We start from the raw sequence: 24,976 nt of genomic DNA on the forward strand, positions 1-24,976 counted from the left end.
CGATGTCGAGTGCGCGCATCACGCCCAACCTCCCTGCTTCCGCCGCGTCCTGCGCAGCAACCAGAAGAAGAACGGGCTGCCGAACAAGGCCGTCAGGACGCCCAGGGGCAGTTCCGCCGGCTGGGCGGCCGTGCGGGCCGCGAGGTCCGCGGCCACCAGGACGAGGGCGCCGCCCAGCGCGCTGCCCGGTACGAGGAAGCGGTGCCCCGGGCCCGCCGCCATGCGCAGCAGATGCGGCACCAGCAGTCCGACGAACGTGATGATCCCCGCGACGGCCACCGCCGCCGCCGTCAGCAGCGCGACCACCAGCACCAGCACCATCCGCAGCCGTTCGACGTCCACGCCCAGGTGCCGCGCCGGGCGTTCGCCCAGCGCCAGCAGGTCCAGCTTCCGGGCGTACCAGGGCGCGACCGCCAGCCCGGCCAGGGCGCACGGCAGGACGGCGAGCACCTTGGGCCAGGTCGCCTGGGCGAGGGAGCCCAGCTGCCAGAAGGTGATCTGGGTGATCTGCGCGTTGTCCGCGAAGAAGACGCACAGGCCGATGAGCGCGCCCGCGAACGCGTTCACCGCGATGCCGGTGAGGATGAGCGTCACCACCTCCGTCCGCCCGCCCGAACGCGACAGCGCGTACACCAGCACCACCGTCACCAGCCCGCCCACGAACGCGCAGACCGTCACCGTCCAGGTGCCGAAGAGGGTCAGGCCCAGCGAGATGGAGGCGACCGCGCCCACGGCCGCGCCGGACGAGATGCCGATGACGCCGGGCTCGGCGAGCGGATTGCCGAACACGCCCTGCGTCAGCGCCCCCGCGCACCCCAGCGACGCCCCGACGAGCAGCGCCAGTGCCACGCGCGGCAGCCGGACGTTCCACAGCACGCTCTCGGCCACGCGGTCGAGGGCCGTGCCGCCGAGTCCGGCGCGGTGCAGGAGCGAGCCCAGCACGTCGCCGACGGGGATGTCGTACGCGCCGAGCCCGGCGGAGAGGAGGCAGAGGACGGCGAGGGCGACGGCCATCGCACCGCCCAGCAGTACGGGCGTCGTACGCGCGCGAGGCACCGCCCGCGGCACGGTTTCCTCTTCCTTGACGGCGGTCGTCATGTCACTCGCCGCCCTTGTGGATCTGCTCGACGAGGGACCCCAGCACGGTGTCGGTGCGCGGGCCGAAGTTCAGCAGGACGCCGTCGTCGACGGAGGCGATCCGGCGGTCGAGCCCGGCCGGGGTCTCGCCGACGCCCGGGATCTTGAGCAGCCCGTCCACGCCGCCGACGGAGTCCAGGCCCTTGCTCATCACGAGGATCACATCGGGCGCGGCCTTGGCGAGGGCCTCGCTGGTGATGGGGGTGAAGTCCTTCTTCAGGCCCGAGTCGACGCCCGCGTCGACGCCGCCCGCCGCCTCGATGAGCGAGTCGGCTCCCGAGCCCGCGCCGCCGAGGAGGTAGACGGAGGCCGAGCCGCGCAGGTAGAGGAAGGCGACGCGCGGCTTCCGCCCATGGCTTTGGGGGATGTTCCGCTTCGCCGCCTCGATACGGCTCTCCGTGCGTTCGCGGAGCTCCTTGCCCGCGGCGGGGACGCCGAGCGCGGCCGCCACCTTGTCGATCCGGGTGCCGACGTCGCCGAGCCTCTTCGCCGGGTCGAGGACGACGAGGGGGATGCCCGCCGCGCGGATCTGGCCGATGGCCTCGGCCGGGCCGGTCGTGGTCTCGGCGAGGACGAGCGTGGGCCGCAGCGAGAGCACGCTCTCCGCCGAGACGTCGTGCGCGCGCGTCACGACGGGCAGTTTGCCGGCCTGTTCGAACGTGGCGGTGATGTCACGGGCCACGACCCGGTCGCCGAGGCCGAGGCTGAAGACGATCTCGGAGAGCGAGCCGGAAAGCGGAACGATCCGGTCGGCGCCGCTCACGGTGACGTCCCGGCCGTCGGCGGAGCGCACGGTGACGGGCAGTCGGGGCCTGGGCGCCGGCGCGATCGGTTCGACGCGGTCGGGCGTCGACCGCTGCCGGCCGGCGGTCCCGGAGGCACCCGAGGGCTTTCCGGAATCCCCGTCCGCCGTGCCGCAACCGGTGAGGACGGCTGCCATGGCGAGCAGGCCCGCGAGGGCGCCGACGAGGCGTGGGACGCGCAACAGGGCTCCTGCCGAATGCCGTTGAAACACGTTCCCGCCTTTCCGGTGCGGATTCCTCCGGGTGGGCTGTCCACCCGCTGAGCTGTAGCTTAGGTTAGCCTTACCTAAATCGCCATTGCTTGAGAGGGGCCCTCCGATGCTGCCGTCCAGACCTGCCCGCGCGCCCGTCGTCGCGCTTCTCGCGGCATTGCTGACGGCCGCGACCGCGCTCGTCCCGGCCGCCCACGCGGCGGACGGGCCCGGGTCATCCGGAACGCGGGAGGTGTCCGGCGGCCGGCTCGACTGGGGGATCAAGTCCTCTTTCCAGAGCTATGTCACCGGGCCGATCGCACAGGGAAGCTGGGAACTCCGGGGCGGGGCGGCGACGATCGGCGGCAGCCGGTTCCGCTTCCACTCCGCCAAGGGCTCCTACACACCCGAAAGCGGCGCCTTGGAGGCGGCCTTCTCCGGCGGCGTGCACTTCACCGGCCACCGCAAGCCGGACGGCACCCACGAACTCGACCTGACCATCACCCGCCCCACCGTCCGCCTCACGGGCGGCGCGGGCAGCCTCTACACGGCCACCCTTTACGCCGACATGACGAGCAGGGCCAAGGGCACGGGCGAGGTCACGACCGCCGCCCAGGTGCCCCTCGCCGCCCTCGACGTCTCCGGCGTCGACCTGCGCGGCGGCGGGACGCACGTCGGCCTCGCCGACGTCCCGGCCACCCTCACCGCGCAGGGCGCCAAGGCCTTCGCCGGCTACTACACCCAGGGCACGGCACTCGACCCCGTCACCCTCTCCGCCGACATCCTGGCGGCCGCCGCCCAGGCGTCGCCGGGCGCGGGCCCGTCCACGGCACCGTCGGCAGCGCCGTCGAATGCGTCGGGGGAGAAGCGGGCGACCGAGGGCGGGTTCACGGAGGCGGCCGTCGACTGGGGCGTGCGGCGCACGTTCCGGGAGTACGTCACCGGGTCCATCGCCCAGGGCTCATGGAAGCTCGGCGACGGCGCCCAGGACGGCGGCGCGCTCTTCCGCTTCCCGCGCGGCAAGGGCACGTACGACGCCGGCGCCGGTTCCCTCGACGCCGCGTTCGCCGGCACCCTCCGCTTCACCGGAAACCACCTCGACCTCACCCTCGGCGGGGTCAAGGTCGCGGTGAAGGAGGGCCGGGGCACGCTGTCGGCGGACGTGACCGGCGACGGCCGCACGGCCGCCGAGGGCGTACCGCTCGTCACCTTCGACGCCTCGGGGCTGAAGGAGAAGGACGGGCTCGCCGCCGTCGCCGAGGCCCCGGCGAAGCTCACGGCCGAGGGAGCGAAGGCCTTCGGCGGGATGTACCAGGAGGGCACGGACATGGACCCGGTCTCCCTGGCCGTGCCGCTGGACGCCAAGGCCGCGCTGCCGCCGCTGCCGGACCTCGGCAGCGGGTCGAGTGCCGCCCCGTCCGCAGCCGCCGAGCCGCGTACGAAGTCCACCGCTTCCTCGTCGTCCTCGTCGTCCGGTTCCGCTTCCTTCCCCGCGGTGCCGGTCGCGGTGACCGCCGCCGTGGTCGTGGCGGCGGCGGTCGCCACCTTCCTGATGACCCGCCGGCGGACGCCTACGGCCTCCACGCCCTCCCTGGACTGACCGACCCCCTCCCCCTCCCCTGAAATCCATCAGCACCCCCGACCGAGGAGACAACAGACCATGACCGTCGCCGCACGCCGACGCCCCCTCGCCCTCGTGGCCGCCGTCGCCACGGCCGCCGCGGCCCTGGGCACCACCGCCCTGATCGCCCCGGCCGCCCACGCCGCGGGCGGGCCGCCGCCGATGACGCTGAAGGACGGCACGCTGGACTGGGGCCTGAAGAAGTCCTTCCGCGACTACGTCGAGGGCGGCTTCGCCAACGGCGCCATCAGCGTCACCGACGGCGCGCGGCGGGCCGCCGACGGCTCCTTCGCCTTCACCGACGGCAAGGGCACGTACGACATGTCCACGCACGCGGTCGGCAGCACCTTCAAGGGCGGCGTGCGCTTCACCGGCCACGACGGCGAACTGGACATCACCTTCGCCGACCTGAAGCTGGCGGGCGACGCCGGCGGCAAGACCGGCCGCATCACCGCCGACGTCACGACGAAGGGCGGCACGACCCAGGACGACGTGCCGATCGCCGCGCTGGACCTGGCGGCGGCGAAGCGCACCATGGGCGCGGGCGGCAAGGTCACCTTCGACGGGATACCCGCGACGCTGACCGCCGAGGGCGCGAAGGTCTTCTCGTACCAGGGCCGTTCCATGTACAAGCAGGGCGCCGAACTCGACAAGGCGACGTTCACGACGACGGCGGTGACGGCTTCCCAGCCGCAGCCCGACCCGAAGTCGACGGCGACGCCGACGCAGAAGCCGGAGCCGGAGCCGGAGCCGAAGCCGTCGGAGGGCGGCGAGGAGAAGAAGGACGCCGGCGCGTCGAAGAACGACGCAGCCGAGAACGACAAGGCTGCCCGGAGTGACGCCAAGCCCGTCTCCGGCACCGTCAACGACGGCAGGCTCGACTGGGGCCTGAAGAAGTCCTTCCGCGACTACGTCACCGGCGGGTTCGCCCAGGGCAAGGCCGAGGTCTTCGGCGACGCCGCGAAGCTCGCCGACGGCTACCGCTTCACCAAGGCCGGCGGCACGTACGACGCGGCCACCAACACGCTCGACGTCGCCTTCAAGGGAGAGGTCCGCTTCACGGGCCACGAGGGACAGCTGGACCTGCGGTTCAGCAACTTCAAGGTCAAGGCGTCCGGTTCCGGCGACGCCACGCTCAGCGCGGACGTGGCCGCCAAGGGCACGGTGACGCTCGCGAAGCTGAAGCTCGACGCGAACGCCCTCAAGGCCCGGAACGGGGTCGTCACCCTGTCCGCCGTCCCGGCGACCCTGACCGCCGAGGGCGCGGGCGTGTTCTCGTACCAGGACCGCGCCATGTACAAGGAGGGCACCGCGCTCGACCCGGTGAGCCTTGCCGTCACGGTCGGCAAGGACGCCAAGCTCCCGGCCGCCGGTGGCCAGGCGGCCTCTGTCGCAGCCGGGACGCCCACCGGCGGTGGTGGCGTGACTGGTGACGAGGCTTCGCTCGCGGCGACGGGTGCCGGGATGCCCACCGGGCCGCTCCTCGGTGGGGCCGTGGCGCTCACGCTGGCGGGTGGGGCGGCGGTTTACGCGACGCGGCGGCGGTCGGCGCTCGCGAAGGGCTGACGCCCCTTCGCGCTGAAACGGCCCGCGCCCCCGGTTACGGTCACCGGGGGCGCGGACTGCTCCTCCAGGGGTCGATTTGCCCTCTATGGGGCCTGGCAATAGCATGGAGTTGACCTTCAATGTGGCGCGCCGACGCGGTGATCGGAATCGGCACCGAAGTGCCTTGGCTGTGCGGCAAGAAGCATCGCGGAAGGGGACGATATGTCCTCCATCCAGCTAGTTCTCGGGTCATCCACCTACGCTGCGGCACATGACGTTATTTTCGTCTGGGCGATGTTCTGGTTCGCGGTCACGGTCTCTGCGATTGCTCTCGGAGCCAAGATCACGCTGAACGCATTCAAACGCTCGGATCGAGGGGTGGTCCGCAGCGCTTTGGCCCTCATCCTGGTCACTGCCCTTGCCTTGCTCACAGCTGTAGTCCACTTCGACGACAGCAACGACCAGCGGCAGATGCTGATGCTGGGCGCTGTAGCGACGCTGGCGTCCGCTGTGGTCGCCTTCTATTTCTCGGCGCGGAGCGCCGACGCCGCGAGGAAGGACATTCTGTCGGCTGTCGCTGGTCAATCTCATGTGCCTGTGCCTGACCTGACAGGAATGACCGTCGCTGCCGCGAAGGCCAAGATGAGCGCGTCCAACATGTCGCTGGATCTGCCCGAGGGAGCGCCGGAGGACGGCGTGATTGCCGCGCAAAATCCGGCTGCGGGGCAGATGGTTTCACCTCTCCAGGAGGTATCGATCACTCTTGCCCCTAAGCAGGGCTGATCTCGACCTGTAGCCGTGAAGGAGGGATCATGGAACTCCTGATCGTGCTCGACGGCACGGACGAGGGCGTCGCGGCCGTCACCGAAGCCCTGGACCAGAGTCAAGCCGCAGTGACGAGCGTGTTCGACCCCGTCATCCTGATGGCGGACGGGACTGACGAGACGATCACCGCGCTCAACCAGCTCGGCCAGGGAGTGCGCGCCCTGTCCACAGACGCTCCGCTGGACATCGCCCCACTCGGTCTGGACGAGGACAGCGCTCTGGTCGCGTCCGCATGGAATCTGAGATTCGACCCGGACTACCAGTCCGCGAAGGCGGCGCGCCCGAGGGACGGCGACGACTGGGACACCTCCGACGGTTGTGCCCTCCTCGACGAGGAGGACAGCTCATGACCCTCAACGACTACATGATCGGCACTACCGCCGTGGGAATCGTCATCGTCAACGGGCCAGGTGGCGCGACCTTCACCGAGAACGAGCGGTTGACCATCGTGAGCGAGGTGTCCCAGGGCTTCGACATCCTGTACCGGCTGTCCAAACGCTCTCCTGTGAATCCGCACCTGCTGTTCCTGGCCGAGGTCAGGACGGTAAGCCTCGATCTCGATCCGGCAACCGTTCCCAAGCCGACCGGAAACGAGGGCACGCGGAGCTCGGAGATCAGATCCATTGAACCTGTATGGCTGGACCAGGCGCTGACGAAGCTTGGCTATCCGGTAGGTCAGTCCGGCGTCGAAGTGTACCGGCAGGCGCTGCTCGCCAAATCCTGGACGGCGGGAGGAACGCCGCAGTGGGCTTACGTGGTGTTCTTCACCAAGTATCCGGCAGGGTGGGTCGCATACGCCCGCAACCGGCGTTGGATCACGATGCAGTACGAGTACCTGACCACCGGTGGCCCCGGTGGGACGACAGCTTGGGGGCCCGCCAATATCGACAGGGTCTTCGCTCATGAGACCGGCCATATGTTCGATGCGCCCGATGAATTCACCAGTACATGCCGTTCCAGCGATGTATTCGGCTTCCTGAAGGTGCAGAACGGCAACTGTGCTGCGACCAATCCGGCTTCGGTGCCGTGTCTGATGAAGAAGAACACGGAGGACGTATGTGACTGGACGCTGGGCCACTTCGGCTGGGTGGACGCCAACGGTGACGGAAAGCTTGATCCGCTGCCGTGACGAGGCTTGGTCGGCCTCGGTTCGGGCGTCCCCTCCTCCGTATCCGTCCCGCACTCCGCAATCTTCGCCGCGGGAGGTGGCGAAATGGCTGACTTCCTTTCCCCCACTGGACCGTTGTTCGGCCCTGATTTTGTCGTTGTCACCGTCAATGACGACACCGGCGTGTCGTACAGCCTGCAGGTTTACCCCGATGCGAGCAACGCCGATCTTCAGGCGGCTGGGCGTCCCACCCAGTTCTACTGGCAGCCATCACGCGTCTATCTGGCCCGGAAACAGGACAGCCCGGCCGACTACGACTTCAGCATGACGGTCTTCAAGGGGCTGATGACCTCCGAGACCACGATCGGTATCACGCCGGACCAGACGACGGGCGGTGACGCGGAAGTCGGTGGTGGTTTCTGTGCCTTCACGACCACCTTCGCCGTGCCCGACAGCGTCATTGCCCATGTTACGCAGGCCTTGAAAGAGGGAAACCATCCTGCGCCGGCGCCGCGGCTGGGAAACCTGTTCCCGGCCGGTGGAGCCGATCAGCCGGACCCCTTGCTGGGCGTGATTCCCATCACTGACAGCAGTGTGACGATCAATATACCGAGCTTGATCGACGCCACCAAGGGAACCAAGGTCCCGATGTTCCTGAGTGCCCAGGGTTCAGGCAAGGGAAGCATCGAAGAACACGGATTCAGCAGCTTCTTGGTGACCTGCAATCAACCTGCGGCCGGTGCGATAGCAGGAAGCCTCAAGAACGGGGCTTCCCCCTTCACCGTCAGCTGCAGTCTCAAGGAGCTGGTGTACATCCATGGATGTCAGGCAAAGGTCACGGTGGACGTCGACAAGACCTTCGACCAGTTCTCGGCGGCAGTGTCGACCGGTGGGTTCCTCGGCATCGACAGTGCTTGCCTCGATTATGCGTACAGCAGTCTCGTGACCAGCGGTGGAATCTCGACCGAGATTCAGATGGACGAGGGGACGCTCACCCCCGAACTTCAGCAGTGGATCGAGAAGAACGTCGACGACATGCGTAAGACCGCTTTCGATGTGGTGAAGAACGAGATCTTCGACTGGAAGCCGGCTGAACAGTCGCCGGCCTCGACGGATCGTGGGATCTTCAGTGAGATATTCGGTGGCTCCTCGGTCTCCCTGAAGGAGAGCTATCAGCACCATGGGGCCCATCTCACCCAGACGCTGCGCCTCGACACCACGATCGCTGTTACCCAGACCGTCTCCGGCGATCTCAACGACCTGCTTCCGGCGGTCAAGGCCAACCTCGACAAGTACCTGGCGATCGTGGACATCGGAGAGTACTTCAAGAAGATCCAGGTCGCGGGAACCAGTGCGGTCAACTTCGGTGAGAAGCTTCCCGACGGCACCGATCTGCGCGACCCGATCCAGTCCGTACAGCTGGAGGTCGCCTATCCGGACTTCAGCAATCCACAGGGGTCGGACGGTCAGCCCAATCTCGTCTCCCAGGCCGAGGGGTTCCACTACACCATTGGGCATTCTGATCCCAACGCCGGATCTGAACTCGCTCTGTGGACCAAGGACAATCCTCATGACGTTGTCAACATCTCCGCGCTGAGGCTGGACAAGGACCTGCCGAACTGGCCGGCCGACCAAGTGAAGGTCACGAAGACGATCGTCTTCGACGGCTCCGATCCGCGTGTGGAGCTTGCCGACGGCGGCTCGACGTTCACCGTGGTCCAGCAGCCCGGGGCGCATGCCCCCAAGCTCACGGCGGACGAGGTGGGGTATGTCTTCGTCCGGTTCGTCCTGGATCGAAAGATAACCACCGACAACGTCACCGTTACGCTGACGTGCACGCTGGGGTCCCGTACCGACACTCTCACCATCAACCAGGCGAACCAGAACAATGTCCTGTGGGAGATCTTCTCGGACAAGTACAAGGACGAGACCTCGTTCCAGTACACGGTGAACGTCGAGGTCTCCGGTCCCAGCTTCACGGATGACCCGGTCACATGGCAGTCCGACGGGCCGGTCACCGTCCCGCTTCCCACCGGACGGTTGAAGTACGTCAACCCGTACACGCTGAAACTGCCGTCGGTTCCTCCGGAGAAGAAGGGCACCGTCGATACCTACATCCAGAATTCCAAGAAGAGCTGACGGGTGTCAGGGTCATGGGCGAGTCAGCCGCGGCACGACTGTCGCTCTCCCCGGTGATGCTGGCCGCGATGACACCGGTGGTGGCCGAACCGGAGAGCACGGACGACGGTGGTCCTCAAGCCGGTAGTGAAGTGGGTCATGTCTACCGTGACCACGTCGACGGTTCCACGCGGTGGTATCTGCCGGGTTTCGTTCTGCATCCGGATGATCCGGACGCGGCCTTTGCCTTCACGGCCACCCAGGCCAGCAGGACGGCATCCCTCTCCCTGGGACTGGACAAGATCGTCCCCGAAGACGTTCAGGCGGCACAACAAGCCGACTCCACCGTGGAGTTCCAGGAAATCTCACTGACCGAGATCACGGCCACGCTGGTGCTCCACGGCAAGGCCCCGGACGGTTCGGACCAGGAAATCCGCGTACCCGCCCCGGTCTCTTACCTCGACAACGGGATACAGGTGAGCGCGGGGTTGTTCGGGCCGAACGTCATCCTGGCCTGCACGGAGCTGCTGGCCACCGGGGACATCTCGGTCGAAGTCAATTACTCTTTCCAGACCTGGGACTTCATGGTGGTCGATGCCACGGGCAAACCGGTCTTCGTGGATCCGTTCGGGGCACCGTCGAGTGATCCTCAAACCCCCGAGGAGGCGGCGCAGAACCAGAACGTCGCCGTGCGGTCCACTCTGTCGGATCAATTGACGATCGATCTCGGGCTCAAATACGCAGCCCCGGCCTATGGGGGCACCTATTCCCTGATCGTCGAGGGTCAGTCCCAGGTCCTGAGCGACCCTGCCATGTTGTCGTCCTTCGACGTGCACGAGTCCGAATACAGCGAGCTCACCTCACTCGGTGATGTGGCGAGCACCTACCCGTCGCTGCGCTCGCTCTATGTCGGCGCGGTGAGCGGCACCGTCATTGCCGTGCCTGCGGCGTACGGCATGGTGCGTACGGCATCCGGCTGTGCTGCCGAGTGTGACGCCGTTGTCGACACTCAACCGACGGCCCCGAGCGGCTGCCGGTTCCAGATGTCCTTCACCCTGGGGCCGGTGGTGGATCCCGGGGACCTCGCCCGGCTCGCCAATGATCTGCTCACCGCGCCTGGCCTCGAAGGCCGGTCGTTGCACCTTACGCTGCCCTCGGACCTCGATGCCCGGACGCCCCCGACCTTCACCTCCCCCGTGACCTCGACGGCAGGTTGGGGAGTGGGTGTAGCGCCGCACACGTTTCTGCTGAATCTGAGCGTCACCGATGATGCTCAACCGGCCATCGTGAAGACGAACCTGCTGTTGCGCCAGCTCGCTCCGCAGGGTACGGCTCCGCTACTGGGGCGCATAGCCGTGCGCTTGGACGACTTCCATCAGCCGCCGGTCCTCACTGATGCCATTCTTGATCTGCGCACGACCAGCGGTAGCGGCGAACTGACCCTCACCATGCTCGGGCCCGGTAGCTGGACCGTACGAAACGCTTCCGGACAGGCCCTACGGACCACTCGGTGCACCACTCACACGCCTGCCGGACCCGCTGTCACGCCGTATGAGGCAACACTTTCCCCTGGGCAGACCGCACCGGTTTCCGTGGCTGCGGATACCGATCAGGTGCTGCTCGACTGCACGCTCGCGCTACCGGATCCCATCACCTCGCAGGTGATCAACAACTACATCGCCATCAATGCGGAGAGCGTGCAACAGGTTCACCACTGGCTGTCGGTCAATGCGACCGGAGTGCCATTCGCGGATCTTGGGATCAACGCCATGGAAATCGCGGTCGCTCTCCATGACGCACCATCCATTTCGGTACCCGTCCTCACCCTCAATCCGCAGCACATGGTGGACAGCACGGCTGTCGACATCCCCTCGGTGTTCACTCTCACCGGGCTCGCCGCGACGCTGACACTGACTGTCACGGGCGGTGACCCCGCCCGGGTCGCGGCACAGTCCACAGTCGAGCACGACTTCGTCGAGAACCCGATCTTCGTGCTCACCCCGGATGTGATTGCCGCTCATTAGCGAGGAATTTCAAAGGGCTGATGGGAAGTCCGGAAGCCCCAAGGAGGAGAAATGGCGCTCACCGCCGCACAGCAGCAGTTCCTGAATGACGCGATTACCGCTGCCCGGGCTGCCCAGGCCGAGTTTCAGGTGCCTGTCTCGGTCACCGTTGCCCAGGCCATTCTTGAGAGCGGTTGGGGGGTGCACCATATCGGCGATGCCAATAACTACTTCGGGATCAAGGCGTTTACTGTCAATGGCAAGGTGACTTGGGGATCCATAGCCACCGGATTTGTGACCGTTCCCACCCGTGAGGTGGTCAACGGCAAGGATGTCACGGTCCAGGCAAATTTCCGGAAGTACGACTCCATGGCCGACTCCTTCCGTGACCATGGAGCGTTCCTGCGGAACAACTCGAACTATGCGCCGGCGTTCAGGACAACCGACGGCATCGCCTTCGCGCGTGCGGTGGCCGCCGGCCACTACGCCACTGATCCACGGTACGCGGACACCCTCGTAGGGATCATCCAGCAGTTCCAGCTGTTGCAGCATGACGCCATACCTGCGGGGGCTCCGGCGGACGCGGGGGCGCCTGCCGATGCTGGTGCGCCTGCGGACGCTGGCGCGCCTGTCGATGCCGGTGCGCCTGTCGATGGTGGGGCTCCAGTGGATGCCGGTGTGCCTGCTGATGCCGGTGCTCCGCTGGACTCGGGTACTGACGCGGGGGCGGAAGCCGGCGGTGAAGGTGGTGCGGATGCAGGGGTGCCTGCGGACGCCGGTGCGCCTGCGGATGCCGCTGTGCCGGACGACGCGGAGGCTCCAGTGGATGCGGGGGCGCCTGCCGATGCCGGGGCGTCAGCGGATAGCGGTGCTGACGCGGGGGCGGAGGGCGGCGGTGAAGGCGGTTCGGATACCGGGGCCTCGGGCGAAGATCAGTCCAATCCCTGAGTGCCGTGCCCGGCTCACGCGCTCAGCGGGAATTCCTCGCCCAGCTCCCTGAAGACCGCCGTGTTGAGGGCGAACGCGCGCTTGCACTCGTCGACCACGCGCTGCTTCTCCAGGTCGTCCAGCGGCAGGGCGTCGAGCAGCTCGCGGTACTCGCGCTTGAAGGCGGCCGGGTTGGAGATGCCCTCGAAGACGTAGAAGCGGACGCCGTCGCCCTTGCGGGCGAAGCCCCACGTCTTCTCGGCCGTGCCGCGGATGATCTGGCCGCCGGAGAGGTCGCCCAGGTAGCGCGTGTAGTGGTGGGCGACATAGCCGGCGGGCCAGTCGCGGACGCACTCCTCGATCCGGGCCGCGTACGCCGCCGTCGCGGGCAGGGGCGTGAGGTCCGTACGCCACCCGGGGCCGCCCAGGTGGGCCAGGTCCCGCTCCAGCTCGACGGAGCGGCGCAGCTCGGGGCGTATGAACGGTCCGACCACGGGGTCGCCGGTGAGGACGTCGGAGGCGGACTCCAGGGCCTGGTACACGAACCAGAGCTGCTCCGTGTAGCGGCGGTAGGCGGCCACCCCGAGGCGGCCGCCCAGCATGTCGCTCATGAACGACGAGTTCTCCGCCTCCGTGTGCTGCTCGTGCGAGGCAGTGCGGATGAGCGTGGAGAACGGAGTCGTGGCGGGGGCGTCCAAGGCGGACCTCCGGTGACCGAGGGGACGGGAAGAAGCGGGGAGAAAACAGGCGGTAACGGATGCGCCAAAAGCGCGCCGCCACCGCCCATCCTCTCTACTTAGGCTTACCTAAGTCAATTGCTTCCCGACATGCTGTCGGTAAAAACCTGGTGCCACGTTACGGCAAGGTGAGGACCTCCGCACCCGATTCCGTCACAACGAGCGTGTGCTCGAACTGGGCCGTCCGCTTGCGGTCCTTGGTGACGACCGTCCAGCCGTCCTCCCACATGTCGTACTCGTACGTGCCCAGCGTCAGCATCGGCTCGATCGTGAAGGTCATGCCCGGCTGGATGAGCGTGTCGTGGTGGGGGCTGTCGTAGTGGGGGACGATCAGGCCGGAGTGGAAGGACGAGTTGATGCCGTGCCCGGTGAAGTCGCGCACGACGCCGTAGCCGAAGCGCTTGGCGTACGACTCGATGACACGGCCGATGATGTTGATCCGGCGGCCCGGCTTGACGGCCTTGACGGCCCGGTTCAGCGCCTCGCGCGTGCGCTCGACGAGGAGGCGCGACTCCTCGTCCACGTCGCCGCAGAGGTAGGTGGCGTTGTTGTCGCCGTGCACACCGTCGATGTAGGCGGTCACGTCGAGATTGACGATGTCGCCGTCGCGCAGCACGGTCGAGTCGGGGATGCCGTGACAGATGACCTCGTTGATCGACGCGCACAGCGACTTGGGGAAGCCGCGGTAGCCGAGCGTGGAGGGGTAGGCGCCGTGGTCGCACATGTACTCGTGCGCGACCCGGTCCAGCTCGTCGGTGGTGACGCCGGGGGCGATGTGCTTGGCCGCCTCCTCCATCGCCCGCGCGGCGATGCCGCCCGCGATCCGCATCTTCTCGATGGTCTCGGCGTCCTGGACCTCGGGGCCGTCGTACGGGGTCGGCGCCGTCTTCCCCACATACTCGGGGCGCGGGATCGAGGCGGGAACGGGGCGGGTGGGGGAGAGTCTCCCCGGGACAAGAAGCGACTGGCCAGACATGTCTGCGAGTGTAGTTGCGATGGAACATACGCTGGAGGAGAGCTGATGGCACTGTTCAAGCGGCGCGCGGCCGGGAAGCCGGGCGAGTGGTACTACTGCCTCGAGCACGGCACGGTCGAGGAGGGACCGCAGTGCCGGGCGGCGGACCGGCTGGGCCCGTACGGCTCGCGGGAGGAGGCGTCCCACGCGATGGAGACGGCGCGCGAGCGGAACGAGGCGTGGCGGGAGGACCCACGCTGGAAGGACGAGGACTGAGCGTTGTCCGGCACCGCCGGGCACCTCGCGGTGGGCTGACCGCCGTCGCGGCGGGGAGGGGCCCCGGGTGGGAGGAGCCTCCCCCCGGGGTCCGGCCGGGCCGGATGCGGTCAGGCCGCCTCCGCCACCGCCTCCGCCGCCTTGCGGCTGCGCATCCGGACCGCGTGTTCGTCCGTCCGCTGGTCGTAGGCCATCAGCTTGGGCAGGGACGCCGCCAGCAGGCCCACCGCCGCCACACACGCCAGGCCGCCCGCCCAGACGGACGTGCGGACGCCCGTCAGCGTGGCCATGCCGCCCGCGCGGACCTGGCCGAGCTGCGGGCCGACGGAGTACGACAGCAGCTCGATGCCCGCGAGGCGGCCGCGCAGCTCGTCCGGGATGGTCTGGTCCCAGATCGCCGAGCGGAACAGGCCGCTCACCATGTCGCAGCCGCCCGCGACGGCCAGGAAGAACAGCACCAGCCAGATGTTGTGCAGCCACCCCGCCACGGCCATGGCCGTTCCCCAGCCCGCCGCCGCGAGGACCACCATCCGGCCGTGCCGGTGGATGCGGGAGACCCAGCCGCTGGTCAGGCTGACCGTGAGGGAGCCGACCGCGCCCGCCGCGTACATCAGGCCCAGCGCCCAGGGGGCGTGGAGCTCGTCCGCCAGGAACGGGAAGATCGCGGTGGGCATCGCGAAGAACATCGCCGCCAGGTCCACCGCGTACGTACCGAGCAGCTCCTTGCGGCCCCACGCGTAGCGCGCGCCCTCCGCGATGCCGCGCAGCGACGGCTTCTCGGCGTCGTGCGAGGCGGGGGAGGGGGCGAGCCCGGCGGTCAGGACCAGGGAGATCACGAAGGAGGCGAGGTCCAGCGCGTAGGCCAGCGGCAGCCCCGCGAAGGCGATGACGACACCCGCCAGGGAGGGGCCGGCGATGGCCCCGAGCTGCCAGCGCATCGAGTTCAGCGCGATCGCGGCCGGCAGCTGGTCGTGCGCCACGATCCGGGGGACGATCGCCTGGAGCGCCGGCCGCTGGAGCCCCGTGAGCGCGCTGACCAGGGCGGCCACCACATACAGCGGCCAGATCATGGGGTGCGGCAACAGCGTGTTGAGCAGCAGCATCGCGCTCAGGACGGCCAGCCCCGCCTCCGTCCACAGGATCAGCTTCCGGCGGTCCAGGGCGTCGGCGAGCGCACCGCCGTAGAGGCCGAAGACGATCAGCGGTACGAGCTCGACCGCGCCGATCGCGCCGACCGCGAGGGCGGAGCCGGTGAGCTCCTTGAGCTGGAGCGGCAGCGCGATGAAGGTCAGGAAGCTGCCGAAGACCGTGACGAGGCCCGCCAGCCACATGCGGCGGAAGTCCCGGGAGGAGTGCCAGGGGGAGAGGTCGGGCAGGAGCGCGCGTATCCGGCCGGCGGAGGCGTCGGCGGACGTATCGGAGGGGTCTGAGGAGGGAGGGGGATGGTGCTCGGTCACGGGGCACCATGGTCGGGCGCGCCCGGGCCCGGAGCAAACCGTTTTTCACCGGCCGCCGCCCGTGGGCGCACCTCTCACCACCGGTGCGGCGTACCTCTCACCACCGGTGCGGTGCCCCGCTCACCACCGGTGCGGCGGCGCCGACAACTGGTCCACCAGCCGCGACAGCCGGTCGCGGAAGCGGCGCCCCCGCGCGCCCGGCATCGGCCCGTTCTCCCCGGCGGCCGCGCTGACCAGGTGCTGCACCGTGTCGAGGTCCAGGCCCGCCGAGTCCGGCACGGCCAGCGCCTCATGGGCGAGCGAGCACAGGTCCGTGTGCGCCCCAGCCGCCGGGCCACCGTCGGGCGTCCCGTCCAGGGCCAGCACCGTCGCCCCGCCGCGCCGGGCGTCGTGCACCCGCTCCAGCAGCCCCTCGCCGGTGCTCCCCTCCGCCACCACCAACAGCGTCTCGCCGCGCCCCGCCGCCTCCAGCCGGCCCAGCCCGACCGACAGGTGCGCGGGCGCGCCGGGCGGCGGGCGGTGCCGGACGAGCGTGGGGGACAGCTCCGTCAGACCGGACCAGGCGGCCTCGTCGTCCAGGTGCGCGGCCAGGTGCCAGGGCTCGTAGCCGGCCGTGCCCACCAGCAGCAGGCCCCCGCCGTGCGCCCCGACCGAGCCGCGCAGCGTCCCCGCGAAGCGGCGGGTGTCCCGCAGCCACTCGGTCCCGGCCAGTGCCTCGCGCAGCAGCGCGACCCGTACGGCGTCCATGCGCCGCATCCTGCCCCAACGGTCGCGGGGGAACGCCGAGTTGTCGAATGCCTCACCCGTTCGGGCGCGGGGGCGGAACGAGGGGCCCGCACCGGTCCGGGCGGCGGGACGCGGGCGTGACAGTATCGCTGTCATGACTACTTCTGAAGACGCCAAGAAGGTGCCCGCGAAGGACCCTTGGGACCTTCCCGACGTGTCCGGCCTGGTGGTCGGTGTCCTCGGCGGCACCGGCGACCAGGGCCGCGGCCTCGCCTACCGGCTGGCCAAGGCCGGCCAGCGAGTGATCATCGGCTCCCGTGCGGCCGAGCGCGCCCAGGCGGCGGCGGAGGAGCTGGGCCTGGGGATCGAGGGGCTCGACAACGCCGAGTGCGCCCGGCGCAGCGACATCGTGATCGTCGCGGTGCCGTGGGAGGGCCACGGCAAGACGCTCGAGGCGCTCCGCGAGGACCTCGCGGGCAAGCTCGTCGTCGACTGCGTGAACCCGCTCGGCTTCGACAAGCAGGGCGCCTACGCGCTCAAGCCGGAGGAGGGCAGCGCCGCCCAGCAGGCCGCCGCGCTGCTGCCGGAGTCGCGGGTGACCGCCGCCTTCCACCACCTGTCCGCCGTGCTGCTCTCCGACCCCGAGGTCGCGGAGATCGACACCGATGTGATGGTGCTGGGCGAGAAGCGGGCCGACACCGACATCGTGCAGGCTCTGGCCGGCCGCATCCCCGGGATGCGCGGCGTCTACGCGGGCCGGCTGCGCAACGCCCACCAGGTCGAGTCGCTGGTCGCCAACCTGATCTCCGCCAACCGCCGCTACAAGGCGCACGCGGGCCTGCGCGCCACCGACATCTGACGCCTCCGGGCGTCCGTCGCCCCCGGGGCGTGGCGGACGCCTCCGGGGCATGGGGGACAATGACCGGGATCGTACGCACATGCGCCCCGGACCCGGAGTAGGAGCCGCCCCCATGCCCCGCCTCGCCCTCTACGCCCTCGCCGTCTGCGTCCTCTCGGTCGCGGCGGCCGTCGTCTCCTTCGCCCGGGGCAGCTGGCTCGGCATCGTGTGGATCCTGATGCTGGGCGTCTCGTCCAACATCGCCTGGTACTACGTGCGCAAGGCGAAGAACGACAAGGCCGCCGAGGCCGCCGGGCGCTGACACCGCCCGGCGATCAGCCGAGGTCGCCGATCAGCCCAGGTCGAGCGCGTTCAGCGGCGGGATCTCCGGCGTCCCCTGCCAGAAGCGGAACAGCTCCTGACCCCAGTAGGTGTCCCACTCCGTGATGCCCGCCCTCCGCAGAATCGCGTCGATCATGTCGAAGAACGCGTGGTTGACCTCGGGGATCCACAGGAAGCCGAAGACCGCGAGCAGCCCGAACGGCGCGAACGGCTCCACCTGTCGGCGCACCTTCGGCGACAGCCAGGGCTCGATGATCCCGTAGCCGTCCAGGCCCGGCACGGGCAGGAGGTTCAGGATCGTGGCGGTGACCTCCAGCAGGGCCAGGAACGCGAGGGCGTAGCGGAAGTTGTCCGGCACGCCGTCCAGCGCGCCCAGCCAGAACGGGGCGGAGACCACGGCCGCGAAGACGAGGTTCGTCAGCGGGCCGGCGGCGGAGATCAGGCTGTGCTTCCAGCGGCCGCGGATGCGGTGGCGCTCGATGAAGACGGCACCGCCGGGCAGACCGATCCCGCCCATGATCACGAAGACCACCGGCAGCACGATGCTCAGCAGGGCGTGGGTGTACTTGAGCGGGTTGAGGGTGAGGTAGCCCTTCGCCCCGATCGTGATGTCACCGCCGTGGAGGGCGGTGCGGGCGTGCGCGTACTCGTGGAGGCACAGCGAGACGATCCACGCCGAGACGACGAAGAGGAAGACCGCGAAGCCCGGCGACGCCGAGTAGTCCGTCCACACCGCCCATATGGAGACCGCCATGATGGCGACGAGGGCGAGGAAGACAGGGCTCACACGCCCTTCGCCGCGGGTCGCTTGCGTTGCCATGCGTGTGCTCCTGAGCTCGTCTGGACTGCGGGAATTGTCCGGGCGTACGAACGTACCGCGTGACCGTACTCGGTGGGCCCGGGGAGCGCGTAGTGGCCGACTGCTCGATCATGTACCGGACACGGGACAATGGGCCGGTGCGTTACGGCATCCTCGGCACCACTTCGGCCCACTCCGACGACGGCAGACCCCTGGCCCTCGGCGGCGCCCGGCTGCGCGCGCTCCTGGCAGCGCTGGCCCTGCGCCCCGGACGCCCACAGAGCGTGGCCGCGCTGATCGACGCGGTCTGGGACGGCGAGCCACCCGCCGACGCGACGGGCGCCCTCCAGGCGCTCGTCGGACGGCTGCGCCGGGTCGTCGGCCGGGAGGCGGTGGCCTCCACGCCCGACGGCTACCGGCTGTGCGCCGACCCCGACGACGTCGACCTCCACCGCTTCGAGCGCCTCGCCGACGAGGGGGAACGGGCGCTCGCCGACGGCGACCCCGCGAAGGCGGCGGTCCTTCTCGACGACGCCCTCGCCCTCTGGCGCGGCCCGGCCCTCGCCGACCTGCCCGGCGCCGCCACGGCCGCCGCCCGGCCCGAGGCCCGCCGCCTCGCCGCCCGCCGCGCCCGCCTCGCCGCGACCGTGGCCCTGGGCGACGCGGCCGGGGCCCTGCCCGCCCTGGCCGAGCTGTGCGCCGAGCACCCCCTGGACGAGCCCCTCCACGCCCTCCGCCTGCGCGCGCTGCGCGCGGCGGGACGGCCGGCGGAGGCGCTCGCCGCGTACGCGGACATCCGGGAGACGATCGGGGAACGGCTGGGGACGGAGCCGGGGGCGGAATTGCGGGCGCTGCACGCGGAGCTGCTTTCGGGGGCGGGGGCGGGGGCCGGTTCGGCACCGCCGGTCACGAGCGTCGTGGCCGATCTCCGTCGCGGCGGGGAGGAGGCCCCGGTCCCGCCCCTTCCCGTTTCCCGGGGGCAAGCCCCCGTGCCCCCGCGCGGCAACCTCCGCGCCCGCCTCACCTCCTTCGTCGGGCGCGAGGAGGACCTCGTCCTCATCCGCGAGGACCTGACCCGGCATCGCCTGGTCACCCTCCTCGGCCCCGGCGGCGCCGGGAAGACGCGGCTGTCGCAGGAGGCGGCGGAGACGGCCCACGGGCCGTGGCCCGACGGCGTGTGGTTCGCCGAACTCGCGCCCGTCGAGGACCCGGAAAACGTCCCCGAGGCCGTCCTCACCGCCCTCGGCGCCCGCGAGACCATGGTGCGCGGCACCACCACCGAGGGGCTGCGGGCGGCCACCGACGCCACCGCGCTCGACCCGCTGGCCAGGGTCGCCGAGCACTGCGAGCGGCGCCGGATGCTGCTCGTCCTCGACAACTGCGAGCACGTCGTCGACGCCGCCGCCCTGCTCGCCGAGACGCTCCTCGCCCACTGCCCGGGCGTCACCGTGCTCGCCACCAGCCGGGAACCGCTCGCCGTGCCCGGCGAGCTGGTACGGCCCGTGGAGCCGCTGCCCGACCCCACCGCGCTGCGGCTGCTCGCCGACCGGGGCGCGGCCGCGCGGCCCGGCTTCCAAGTGGCGGACGACCCCGAGGCCTGCGCCGAAATCTGCCGCCGCCTGGACGGTCTGCCGCTCGCCATCGAGCTGGCCGCCGCCCGGCTGCGGCTGCTCACCCCCCGCGGGCTCGCCGACCGTCTCGACGACCGCTTCCGGCTGCTGACCTCCGGGAGCCGCACCGTGCTGCCGCGCCAGCAGACACTGCGCGCGGTCGTCGACTGGTCGTGGGACCTGCTGACCGGCCCCGAACGGGCGGTGCTGCGCCGGCTGTCCGTCTTCGCGGGCGGCTGCGACCTCGCGCTCGCCGAGGAGGTGTGCGCCGCCGGCGACGTCGGCGCGCGGGACGTGGCCGCGCTGCTCGGCTCGCTCGTCGACAAATCACTGGTGGTCGCAGCGCCCGCCGCCGACGGACAGATGCGCTACCGGCTGCTGGAGACCGTCGGCGAATACGCGGGCGAGCGGCTGGACGAGGCCGGCGAACGGGCGGACACGACGCGCCGGCACCTGGTCGCCTTCCGGGAACTGGCCCGTACCGCCGACCCCTTGCTGCGCGGCCCGGAGCAACGCGCATGGCTGGAGCGGCTGGAGCTCGAACACGACAACATGCGGGCCGCCCTGCGGCACGCCGTGGCGGCCCGGGACGAGCAGGAGGCCCTGTGCCTGGTGCTCTCCCTGGGCTGGTTCTGGCAGCTGCGCGACCACCGCGTCGAGGCCCGTAACTGGGCCGAGGCCGCCGCGGCCCTGGGCCCGGACCCCTTCGCGGAGCCCGTGGAGCTCGCTCCGCCGCTGTTCGTCTCCTGCACCGCCGCGCCGCCGCCGATGCCGCCGGACCTGCTGATGGAGGCGCGGCGCGGCGTCCGCCTGTTCGGCGTCATCCACAACGACGCCGACCTGCGCGGCATCGGTACCCCCGAGATGCAGCGCCGGCTGCGCGGCATCATCGAGGCCTACGGAGACGGGCAGCCGCAGAACCTCCGCATGCCCGGGATGATGTGGTTCTTCGCGCTGCTGCTGACCAACGCCGTGGACGACCTGTGCGCGGTCGTCGACGCCGCCGTGGAGCGCTGCCGCGAGCTCGGCTACTCCTGGGAGCTCGCCACCGCCCTCCAGCTGCGCGCCAAGCTCCTCAACGAGATCCCCGAACGGGCGGCCCTGGGGCCCCGGGACGCGGACGAGAGCCTGGAGATCTTCCGCCGCCTCGGCGATTCCTGGGGCGTCGCCGAGGCACTCTCGGGACGGGCCGAGGCCCATGAGCGGACCGGAAGGTTCGCCGCGGCGGCCGACGACTACCGCGAGGCCATCGAACACGTCCAGGCACTGGGCTCGTACGGGCAGGTGCCCCATCTGCGGGCCCGGCTCGCGGAAGTGCTCCTGGAGGGCGAGGCGATCAGCGCGGAGGAGGGCGAGCGGATGCTCACCGAGGCGCTCGGGGAGGCGGAGCTGTCACACCCCGACGGGGCGGCCTTCACCCGTGTCCAGCTCGGCATCCGGCTCGCCCGGGCCGGGCGGGTCGCCGAGGCGAGAGAGCACTTCGACCTGATGGTGGAGGAGTTCACGCAGCGCGCCCTGCCCTTGTTCGAGTGCATGATGCTGGGGCTGCTGGGCTGGCTCGACACCCTGGAGGGCCGCCCGGCCGACGGCCTGGCCAAGCTCCGTGGGGCGATGAGGCTGGTCGACGACCCGCTCGTCGGGCTCGTCGCCTCGCACCTGCCGATGGTCCATATGCAGCAGGCCGCGCTCGCCCACGCCGTCCTCGGCGGCGAGGAGGACGCGTTGACGGCGGCCCGGCTCCTGGGCGCCGCCGTGACGGCGCGGCCGGCGGGACACTTCGTCGTCTCGCAGGAACGGGAGACCCGTGGGCAGACCGAAGAGCTGGCCCGGGCGGTGCTGGGCCCCGAGGCGTACGAGCGCGCGTACGCCGAGGGCACCCGCCTCTCCCCCACGGAGGCGGCCGCCCTCGTCTGAGCCCTCGTCCGAGCCGTATGACGCGACCGGTGGACGCGCCGTCAGGTCTTGCTGCGGAACTTCGACACCGCCAGCGGAGCGGTCACCAGCGTGATCGCCGCCGCCCAGGCCAGCGTCATCCACACCGAGTGGGCCACCGGGCCGCCGTTGATCAGATTGCGGGAGGCGTCGGCGAGGTTGGAGAGCGGGTTGTACTGGGTGAAGGACTCCAGCCAGCCCGGCATCTTCTGGGTCGGGGCGAAGATGGAGCTGCCGAACTGCAGGGGCATGATCACGAGCATGGCGACCCCCTGGACGGCCTGAGCCGTCTTCATGGCCAGACCCAGCAGGATGAATATCCACATCAGCGAGGCGCCGAAGACCATCGCCAGCGCCACGGCCCCCAGCAGGTGGAACACCGAGGTGTGGACGGTCAGGCCGAGGGCGAAGCCCATCCCCAGGAGGATCGACGTCGCGACGAGCATCCGGCCGACCTCGACGACGATCTTCGCCAGGAGGACGGAGGACCGGGCTATCGGCATCGTGCGGAAGCGGTCCATCACCCCCTTCTTGAAGTCGTCGTGGATGCCCGTGCCGACGGCCATGGCGATGTTCATGCCCATCATCGCCATCAGGCCCGGCACCAGGTAGTCCACGTACTCCTGCTCATGGCCCTTGCCGGCGATGTTGCCGCCGAAGACATAGGTGAACAGCAGGATGAAGATGACCGGCATCAGGACGGCGTCGAACATCGACTCCGGGTCCGCCTTGATCTGGAGCATGTTGCGGCGCGCGAGCGCGCCGATGTGCCGCAGATTGGCCCGCAGGCCGATCCGGCCCTCGCCGGCGGGCGCCGCCGCGGGCGCTTCGATCGTCGCCGCGCTCATACCGCGACCTCCTGGGGTTCGTCGGTACGGGTGGTGTCGGTGGTGTCGGCGGTGTCGAGGGGCTCGGCGCCGATGGATGCCTTCTGGCCGGTGACGGCCAGGAAGACCTCGTCCAGGCTGGGCAGATGGGTGCTGATCCCCGCGATGGCGAAGCCGCGCTCGCCCAGCAGCCCGACCACGGCGGTCAGCTGCTCGTCGCTGACGATCGGGACGTTGACCACGCCCTCCGCCGCGTCGGCGGTCGCACCGGCGATCCCGGCCAGTCCGGCCAGCTCCACCGCCTCGGCCATCCGCGCCAGCTCGGCGCGGTCGGAGGGGCGTATCTGGAGGGTGCGGCCGCCGACCTTGGCCTTGAGCTCGTCGATCCGGCCGCCCGCGATCACCCGGCCCCGGTCGACGACCGTCAGCTCGTCGGCGAGCTGCTCGGCCTCCTCCATGTACTGGGTGGTGAGCAGGACCGTCGCGCCCTCGGCCACCATCCGCCGGACCTCGGTCCACACCTCGTTGCGCGTGCGCGGGTCGAGGCCCGTGGTGGGCTCGTCCAGATAGAGGACCGCCGGCTGCCCGATCATGGAGGCGGCCAGGTCGAGACGGCGGCGCATACCGCCCGAGTAGTGCATGGCGGGGCGCTTGGCGGCCTCCGTGAGCGAGAAGCGCTCCAGCATCGACTCGGCCCGGCGACGGGCGTCCTTGCGGGAGAGGTCGAGCAGCCGCCCGATCATATAGAGGTTCTCCAGGCCGGAGAGCTTCTCGTCGACCGAGGCGTACTGGCCGGTCAGCCCGATGACCCGGCGCAGCTGCCGGGGCTGGGTCAGCACGTCGTACCCGGCGACCCGGGCGCTGCCGGCGTCCGGCCGGAGCAGCGTGGACAGGCATCTCACGAGCGTGGTCTTGCCGGCGCCGTTGGGGCCGAGGACACCGAGGACGGTGCCCTCGCGTACGTCCAGGTCGACCCCGTCGAGGGCCTTGGTGGCACCGAAGTGCTTGACCAGGCCCCGTACTTCCACCGCGTTGCCGCCGCGGCGAGGGATGTCGTTTCGCGTCATGCCGTCCACGGTGCCAGGGGGCACTGACACCGGGCCGACAGCCTGTCGGCGCCCCTGGCGGGGCGCCGACAGATCACCGACAGATCACCGACACGGACCGTCGGCAAGGGGGGGCGGAGCCCCCGGGGACGGTCCTAGTGGAAGGAGTGCTCCTCCGCCGGGTACGCGCCGCCGACGACGTCCTCCGCGAAGGCCTTCGCCGCGTCGCCGAGCGCCTCGCGCAGCTTCGCGTACTGCTTGACGAAGCGCGGCATCCGGCCGGGCGTCATGCCGGCCATGTCCGTCCACACCAGGACCTGCGCGTCGCACTCCACGCCCGCGCCGATGCCCACGGTGGGGATGTGCAGGATGCGGGTGACCTCGGCGGCGAGCTCCGCCGGGACCAGCTCCAGGACGACCGCGAAGGCGCCCGCGTCCTGGACGGCCTTGGCGTCGCGCAGCAGCTGCTGGGCCGCCTCCTCGCCGCGGCCCTGGACCGGGTAGCCCCCGTAGGCGTTGACGGACTGCGGGGTGAGGCCGACGTGGGCCATGACCGGGATGCCGGCCTGGACCAGCAGCTCGATCTGGTGGGCCGAGCGCTCGCCGCCCTCCAGCTTGACCGCGCCGACCCCGGCCTCCTTCACCAGCCGGGTGGCGTTGCGCAGCGCCTGGACCGCGCCCTCCTGGTACGAGCCGAAGGGCAGGTCGCCGACGATGAGGGCCCGCTTGGTGCCGCGTACGACGGCCGCCGACAGCAGGGTCATCTCGTCCATGGTGACCGGCACCGTGGACTCGTAGCCGAGGTGACAGTTGCCCATGGAGTCGCCGACGAGCATGACGGGTATGCCGGCATCGTCGAAGACGGAGGCGGTCATCGCGTCGTAGGCGGTGAGCATGGGCCACTTCTCGCCGCGCTCCTTGGCGGCGGCGATGTCGCGGACGGTGATGCGCCGGGAACTCGTACCGCCGTACAGCGCCTTGTTGCTCTTCTGGCTGCTGTCGGGGGTTTTCAAGGCGTGCGTCATGGCCGTGACTCCTGTGTTCGTCGTCTCGAGGCGCCCTGACGGCGTCCCCGGATCACCTCCCATGCTGACACGCCCTTTCCGGGGGCGGTAGTGACCCCCCGGGAAACTTCTTGTACGGCACATGTGGT

22 protein-coding genes are annotated in these 24,976 nt (G+C 70.1%); 12 read left to right on the top strand and 10 right to left on the bottom strand.

The window, feature by feature from the left end; all coding sequences use genetic code 11:
• Nucleotides 1–18: 18 nt before the first annotated feature.
• Both RM609_RS23680 and RM609_RS23685 read right to left on the bottom strand, forming a co-directional pair.
• On the bottom strand, nucleotides 19–1,098 hold the full coding sequence (locus tag RM609_RS23680) for a FecCD family ABC transporter permease (protein ID WP_311613541.1): 1,080 nt from the start codon (nucleotides 1,096–1,098) through the stop codon (nucleotides 19–21).
• A 1-nt stretch (nucleotide 1,099) separates the two neighbouring features.
• Nucleotides 1,100–2,077 carry a heme/hemin ABC transporter substrate-binding protein gene (locus RM609_RS23685; RefSeq protein WP_438828516.1) on the bottom strand — a complete coding sequence of 326 codons (978 nt, stop codon included), beginning with the start codon at nucleotides 2,075–2,077 and terminating at the stop codon, nucleotides 1,100–1,102.
• A 181-nt stretch (nucleotides 2,078–2,258) separates the two neighbouring features.
• Here RM609_RS23685 and RM609_RS23690 point away from each other — a divergent pair, with 181 nt between their 5' ends.
• From RM609_RS23690 to RM609_RS23725, 8 genes are all read left to right on the top strand, one after another.
• On the top strand, nucleotides 2,259–3,731 hold the full coding sequence (locus tag RM609_RS23690) for an HtaA domain-containing protein (RefSeq protein ID WP_311613542.1): 1,473 nt from the start codon (nucleotides 2,259–2,261) through the stop codon (nucleotides 3,729–3,731).
• Between the two features lie 60 nt (nucleotides 3,732–3,791).
• Nucleotides 3,792–5,318 carry an HtaA domain-containing protein gene (locus tag RM609_RS23695; RefSeq protein ID WP_311613543.1) on the top strand — a complete coding sequence of 509 codons (1,527 nt, stop codon included), beginning with the start codon at nucleotides 3,792–3,794 and terminating at the stop codon, nucleotides 5,316–5,318.
• A gap of 201 nt (nucleotides 5,319–5,519) precedes the next feature.
• A complete protein-coding gene (locus RM609_RS23700; RefSeq protein WP_311613544.1) occupies nucleotides 5,520–6,080 on the top strand; it encodes a PASTA domain-containing protein in 561 nt (186 codons plus the stop codon).
• A 29-nt stretch (nucleotides 6,081–6,109) separates the two neighbouring features.
• The gene (locus RM609_RS23705; RefSeq protein ID WP_311613545.1) at nucleotides 6,110–6,472 is read left to right on the top strand and encodes a hypothetical protein; all 363 of its coding nucleotides are present in this window, start codon (nucleotides 6,110–6,112) and stop codon (nucleotides 6,470–6,472) included.
• Complete coding sequence (locus RM609_RS23710; protein WP_311613546.1) at nucleotides 6,469–7,251, top strand: M12 family metallo-peptidase; 783 nt, start codon at nucleotides 6,469–6,471, stop codon at nucleotides 7,249–7,251. The genes RM609_RS23705 and RM609_RS23710 overlap by 4 nt, the downstream gene beginning before the upstream one ends.
• An 84-nt stretch (nucleotides 7,252–7,335) precedes the next feature.
• The gene (locus RM609_RS23715; protein WP_311613547.1) at nucleotides 7,336–9,369 is read left to right on the top strand and encodes a hypothetical protein; all 2,034 of its coding nucleotides are present in this window, start codon (nucleotides 7,336–7,338) and stop codon (nucleotides 9,367–9,369) included.
• A 14-nt stretch (nucleotides 9,370–9,383) separates the two neighbouring features.
• Nucleotides 9,384–11,372, top strand: a complete 1,989-nt coding sequence (locus RM609_RS23720; protein WP_311613548.1) for a hypothetical protein — start codon at nucleotides 9,384–9,386, stop codon at nucleotides 11,370–11,372.
• Nucleotides 11,373–11,423: 51 nt separating this feature from the next.
• A complete protein-coding gene (locus RM609_RS23725; RefSeq protein WP_311613549.1) occupies nucleotides 11,424–12,299 on the top strand; it encodes a glycoside hydrolase family 73 protein in 876 nt (291 codons plus the stop codon).
• A gap of 14 nt (nucleotides 12,300–12,313) precedes the next feature.
• On the opposite strand, the gene RM609_RS23730 is transcribed toward RM609_RS23725, so the two are convergent.
• Together RM609_RS23730 and map are read right to left on the bottom strand one after the other, a co-directional pair.
• Nucleotides 12,314–12,976: a biliverdin-producing heme oxygenase gene (locus tag RM609_RS23730; protein WP_311613550.1), complete on the bottom strand. Its 663-nt coding sequence runs from the start codon at nucleotides 12,974–12,976 to the stop codon at nucleotides 12,314–12,316.
• A gap of 157 nt (nucleotides 12,977–13,133) precedes the next feature.
• A complete protein-coding gene (gene map, locus RM609_RS23735; protein WP_311613551.1) occupies nucleotides 13,134–13,991 on the bottom strand; it encodes a type I methionyl aminopeptidase in 858 nt (285 codons plus the stop codon).
• Between the two features lie 45 nt (nucleotides 13,992–14,036).
• On the opposite strand from map, the gene RM609_RS23740 reads away from it, so the two are divergent.
• Nucleotides 14,037–14,246 (top strand): hypothetical protein, encoded by a 210-nt coding sequence (locus tag RM609_RS23740; protein ID WP_311613552.1) that lies wholly within the window; start codon nucleotides 14,037–14,039, stop codon nucleotides 14,244–14,246.
• Nucleotides 14,247–14,356: 110 nt separating this feature from the next.
• Here RM609_RS23740 and RM609_RS23745 read toward each other — a convergent pair whose 3' ends face one another.
• Together RM609_RS23745 and RM609_RS23750 are read right to left on the bottom strand one after the other, a co-directional pair.
• Nucleotides 14,357–15,703 (bottom strand): MFS transporter, encoded by a 1,347-nt coding sequence (locus RM609_RS23745; protein ID WP_438828513.1) that lies wholly within the window; start codon nucleotides 15,701–15,703, stop codon nucleotides 14,357–14,359.
• Nucleotides 15,704–15,823: 120 nt separating this feature from the next.
• On the bottom strand, nucleotides 15,824–16,450 hold the full coding sequence (locus tag RM609_RS23750; protein WP_311613614.1) for a hypothetical protein: 627 nt from the start codon (nucleotides 16,448–16,450) through the stop codon (nucleotides 15,824–15,826).
• 133 nt (nucleotides 16,451–16,583) lie between these two features.
• Here RM609_RS23750 and npdG point away from each other — a divergent pair, with 133 nt between their 5' ends.
• Both npdG and RM609_RS23760 read left to right on the top strand, forming a co-directional pair.
• Entirely contained in the window at nucleotides 16,584–17,288 is a 705-nt protein-coding gene (npdG, locus tag RM609_RS23755) for an NADPH-dependent F420 reductase (RefSeq protein WP_311613553.1), read from the top strand.
• Nucleotides 17,289–17,400: 112 nt separating this feature from the next.
• Nucleotides 17,401–17,589, top strand: coding sequence for a hypothetical protein (locus tag RM609_RS23760; RefSeq protein ID WP_311613554.1), 189 nt, complete (start codon nucleotides 17,401–17,403; stop codon nucleotides 17,587–17,589).
• 30 nt (nucleotides 17,590–17,619) lie between these two features.
• On the opposite strand, the gene RM609_RS23765 is transcribed toward RM609_RS23760, so the two are convergent.
• The gene (locus RM609_RS23765) at nucleotides 17,620–18,429 is read right to left on the bottom strand and encodes a site-2 protease family protein (RefSeq protein WP_311613555.1); all 810 of its coding nucleotides are present in this window, start codon (nucleotides 18,427–18,429) and stop codon (nucleotides 17,620–17,622) included.
• A gap of 137 nt (nucleotides 18,430–18,566) precedes the next feature.
• Between RM609_RS23765 and RM609_RS23770 the strand changes: the two genes are divergently transcribed.
• Complete coding sequence (locus RM609_RS23770; RefSeq protein WP_311613556.1) at nucleotides 18,567–21,932, top strand: ATP-binding protein; 3,366 nt, start codon at nucleotides 18,567–18,569, stop codon at nucleotides 21,930–21,932.
• 41 nt (nucleotides 21,933–21,973) lie between these two features.
• Here the strand turns inward: RM609_RS23770 and RM609_RS23775 are convergent, their stop codons facing one another.
• The 3 genes from RM609_RS23775 to panB all read right to left on the bottom strand — a co-directional run bounded on the left by RM609_RS23775 (nucleotide 21,974) and on the right by panB (nucleotide 24,848).
• On the bottom strand, nucleotides 21,974–22,798 hold the full coding sequence (locus RM609_RS23775; protein WP_311613557.1) for an ABC transporter permease: 825 nt from the start codon (nucleotides 22,796–22,798) through the stop codon (nucleotides 21,974–21,976).
• Entirely contained in the window at nucleotides 22,795–23,844 is a 1,050-nt protein-coding gene (locus tag RM609_RS23780) for an ATP-binding cassette domain-containing protein (protein ID WP_311613558.1), read from the bottom strand. The genes RM609_RS23775 and RM609_RS23780 overlap by 4 nt, the downstream gene beginning before the upstream one ends.
• Nucleotides 23,845–23,978: 134 nt before the next feature.
• Nucleotides 23,979–24,848 carry a 3-methyl-2-oxobutanoate hydroxymethyltransferase gene (gene panB, locus RM609_RS23785; protein WP_311613559.1) on the bottom strand — a complete coding sequence of 290 codons (870 nt, stop codon included), beginning with the start codon at nucleotides 24,846–24,848 and terminating at the stop codon, nucleotides 23,979–23,981.
• Nucleotides 24,849–24,976 lie beyond the last annotated feature (128 nt).

The sequence above is a fragment of the Streptomyces hesseae genome (assembly GCF_031845785.1).
GTDB classification, from domain to species: Bacteria; Actinomycetota; Actinomycetes; order Streptomycetales; family Streptomycetaceae; genus Streptomyces; species Streptomyces hesseae.

Excerpts from the sequence above, each read along its gene's own strand:
- RM609_RS23700 (WP_311613544.1), top strand. The coding sequence starts at position 5,520 with ATGTCCTCCATCCAGCTAGTTCTCGGGTCATCCACCTACGCTGCGGCA.
- npdG (WP_311613553.1), top strand. The coding sequence starts at position 16,584 with ATGACTACTTCTGAAGACGCCAAGAAGGTGCCCGCGAAGGACCCTTGG.
- RM609_RS23710 (WP_311613546.1), top strand. The coding sequence starts at position 6,469 with ATGACCCTCAACGACTACATGATCGGCACTACCGCCGTGGGAATCGTC.
- RM609_RS23725 (WP_311613549.1), top strand. The coding sequence starts at position 11,424 with ATGGCGCTCACCGCCGCACAGCAGCAGTTCCTGAATGACGCGATTACC.
- panB (WP_311613559.1), bottom strand. The coding sequence starts at position 24,848 with ATGACGCACGCCTTGAAAACCCCCGACAGCAGCCAGAAGAGCAACAAG.
- RM609_RS23720 (WP_311613548.1), top strand. The coding sequence starts at position 9,384 with ATGGGCGAGTCAGCCGCGGCACGACTGTCGCTCTCCCCGGTGATGCTG.
- RM609_RS23715 (WP_311613547.1), top strand. The coding sequence starts at position 7,336 with ATGGCTGACTTCCTTTCCCCCACTGGACCGTTGTTCGGCCCTGATTTT.
- RM609_RS23695 (WP_311613543.1), top strand. The coding sequence starts at position 3,792 with ATGACCGTCGCCGCACGCCGACGCCCCCTCGCCCTCGTGGCCGCCGTC.
- RM609_RS23750 (WP_311613614.1), bottom strand. The coding sequence starts at position 16,450 with ATGGACGCCGTACGGGTCGCGCTGCTGCGCGAGGCACTGGCCGGGACC.
- RM609_RS23765 (WP_311613555.1), bottom strand. The coding sequence starts at position 18,429 with ATGGCAACGCAAGCGACCCGCGGCGAAGGGCGTGTGAGCCCTGTCTTC.
- RM609_RS23760 (WP_311613554.1), top strand. The coding sequence starts at position 17,401 with ATGCCCCGCCTCGCCCTCTACGCCCTCGCCGTCTGCGTCCTCTCGGTC.
- RM609_RS23740 (WP_311613552.1), top strand. The coding sequence starts at position 14,037 with ATGGCACTGTTCAAGCGGCGCGCGGCCGGGAAGCCGGGCGAGTGGTAC.
- RM609_RS23705 (WP_311613545.1), top strand. The coding sequence starts at position 6,110 with ATGGAACTCCTGATCGTGCTCGACGGCACGGACGAGGGCGTCGCGGCC.
- map (WP_311613551.1), bottom strand. The coding sequence starts at position 13,991 with ATGTCTGGCCAGTCGCTTCTTGTCCCGGGGAGACTCTCCCCCACCCGC.
- RM609_RS23690 (WP_311613542.1), top strand. The coding sequence starts at position 2,259 with ATGCTGCCGTCCAGACCTGCCCGCGCGCCCGTCGTCGCGCTTCTCGCG.
- RM609_RS23680 (WP_311613541.1), bottom strand. The coding sequence starts at position 1,098 with ATGACGACCGCCGTCAAGGAAGAGGAAACCGTGCCGCGGGCGGTGCCT.
- RM609_RS23775 (WP_311613557.1), bottom strand. The coding sequence starts at position 22,798 with ATGAGCGCGGCGACGATCGAAGCGCCCGCGGCGGCGCCCGCCGGCGAG.
- RM609_RS23685 (WP_438828516.1), bottom strand. The coding sequence starts at position 2,077 with ATGGCAGCCGTCCTCACCGGTTGCGGCACGGCGGACGGGGATTCCGGA.
- RM609_RS23780 (WP_311613558.1), bottom strand. The coding sequence starts at position 23,844 with ATGACGCGAAACGACATCCCTCGCCGCGGCGGCAACGCGGTGGAAGTA.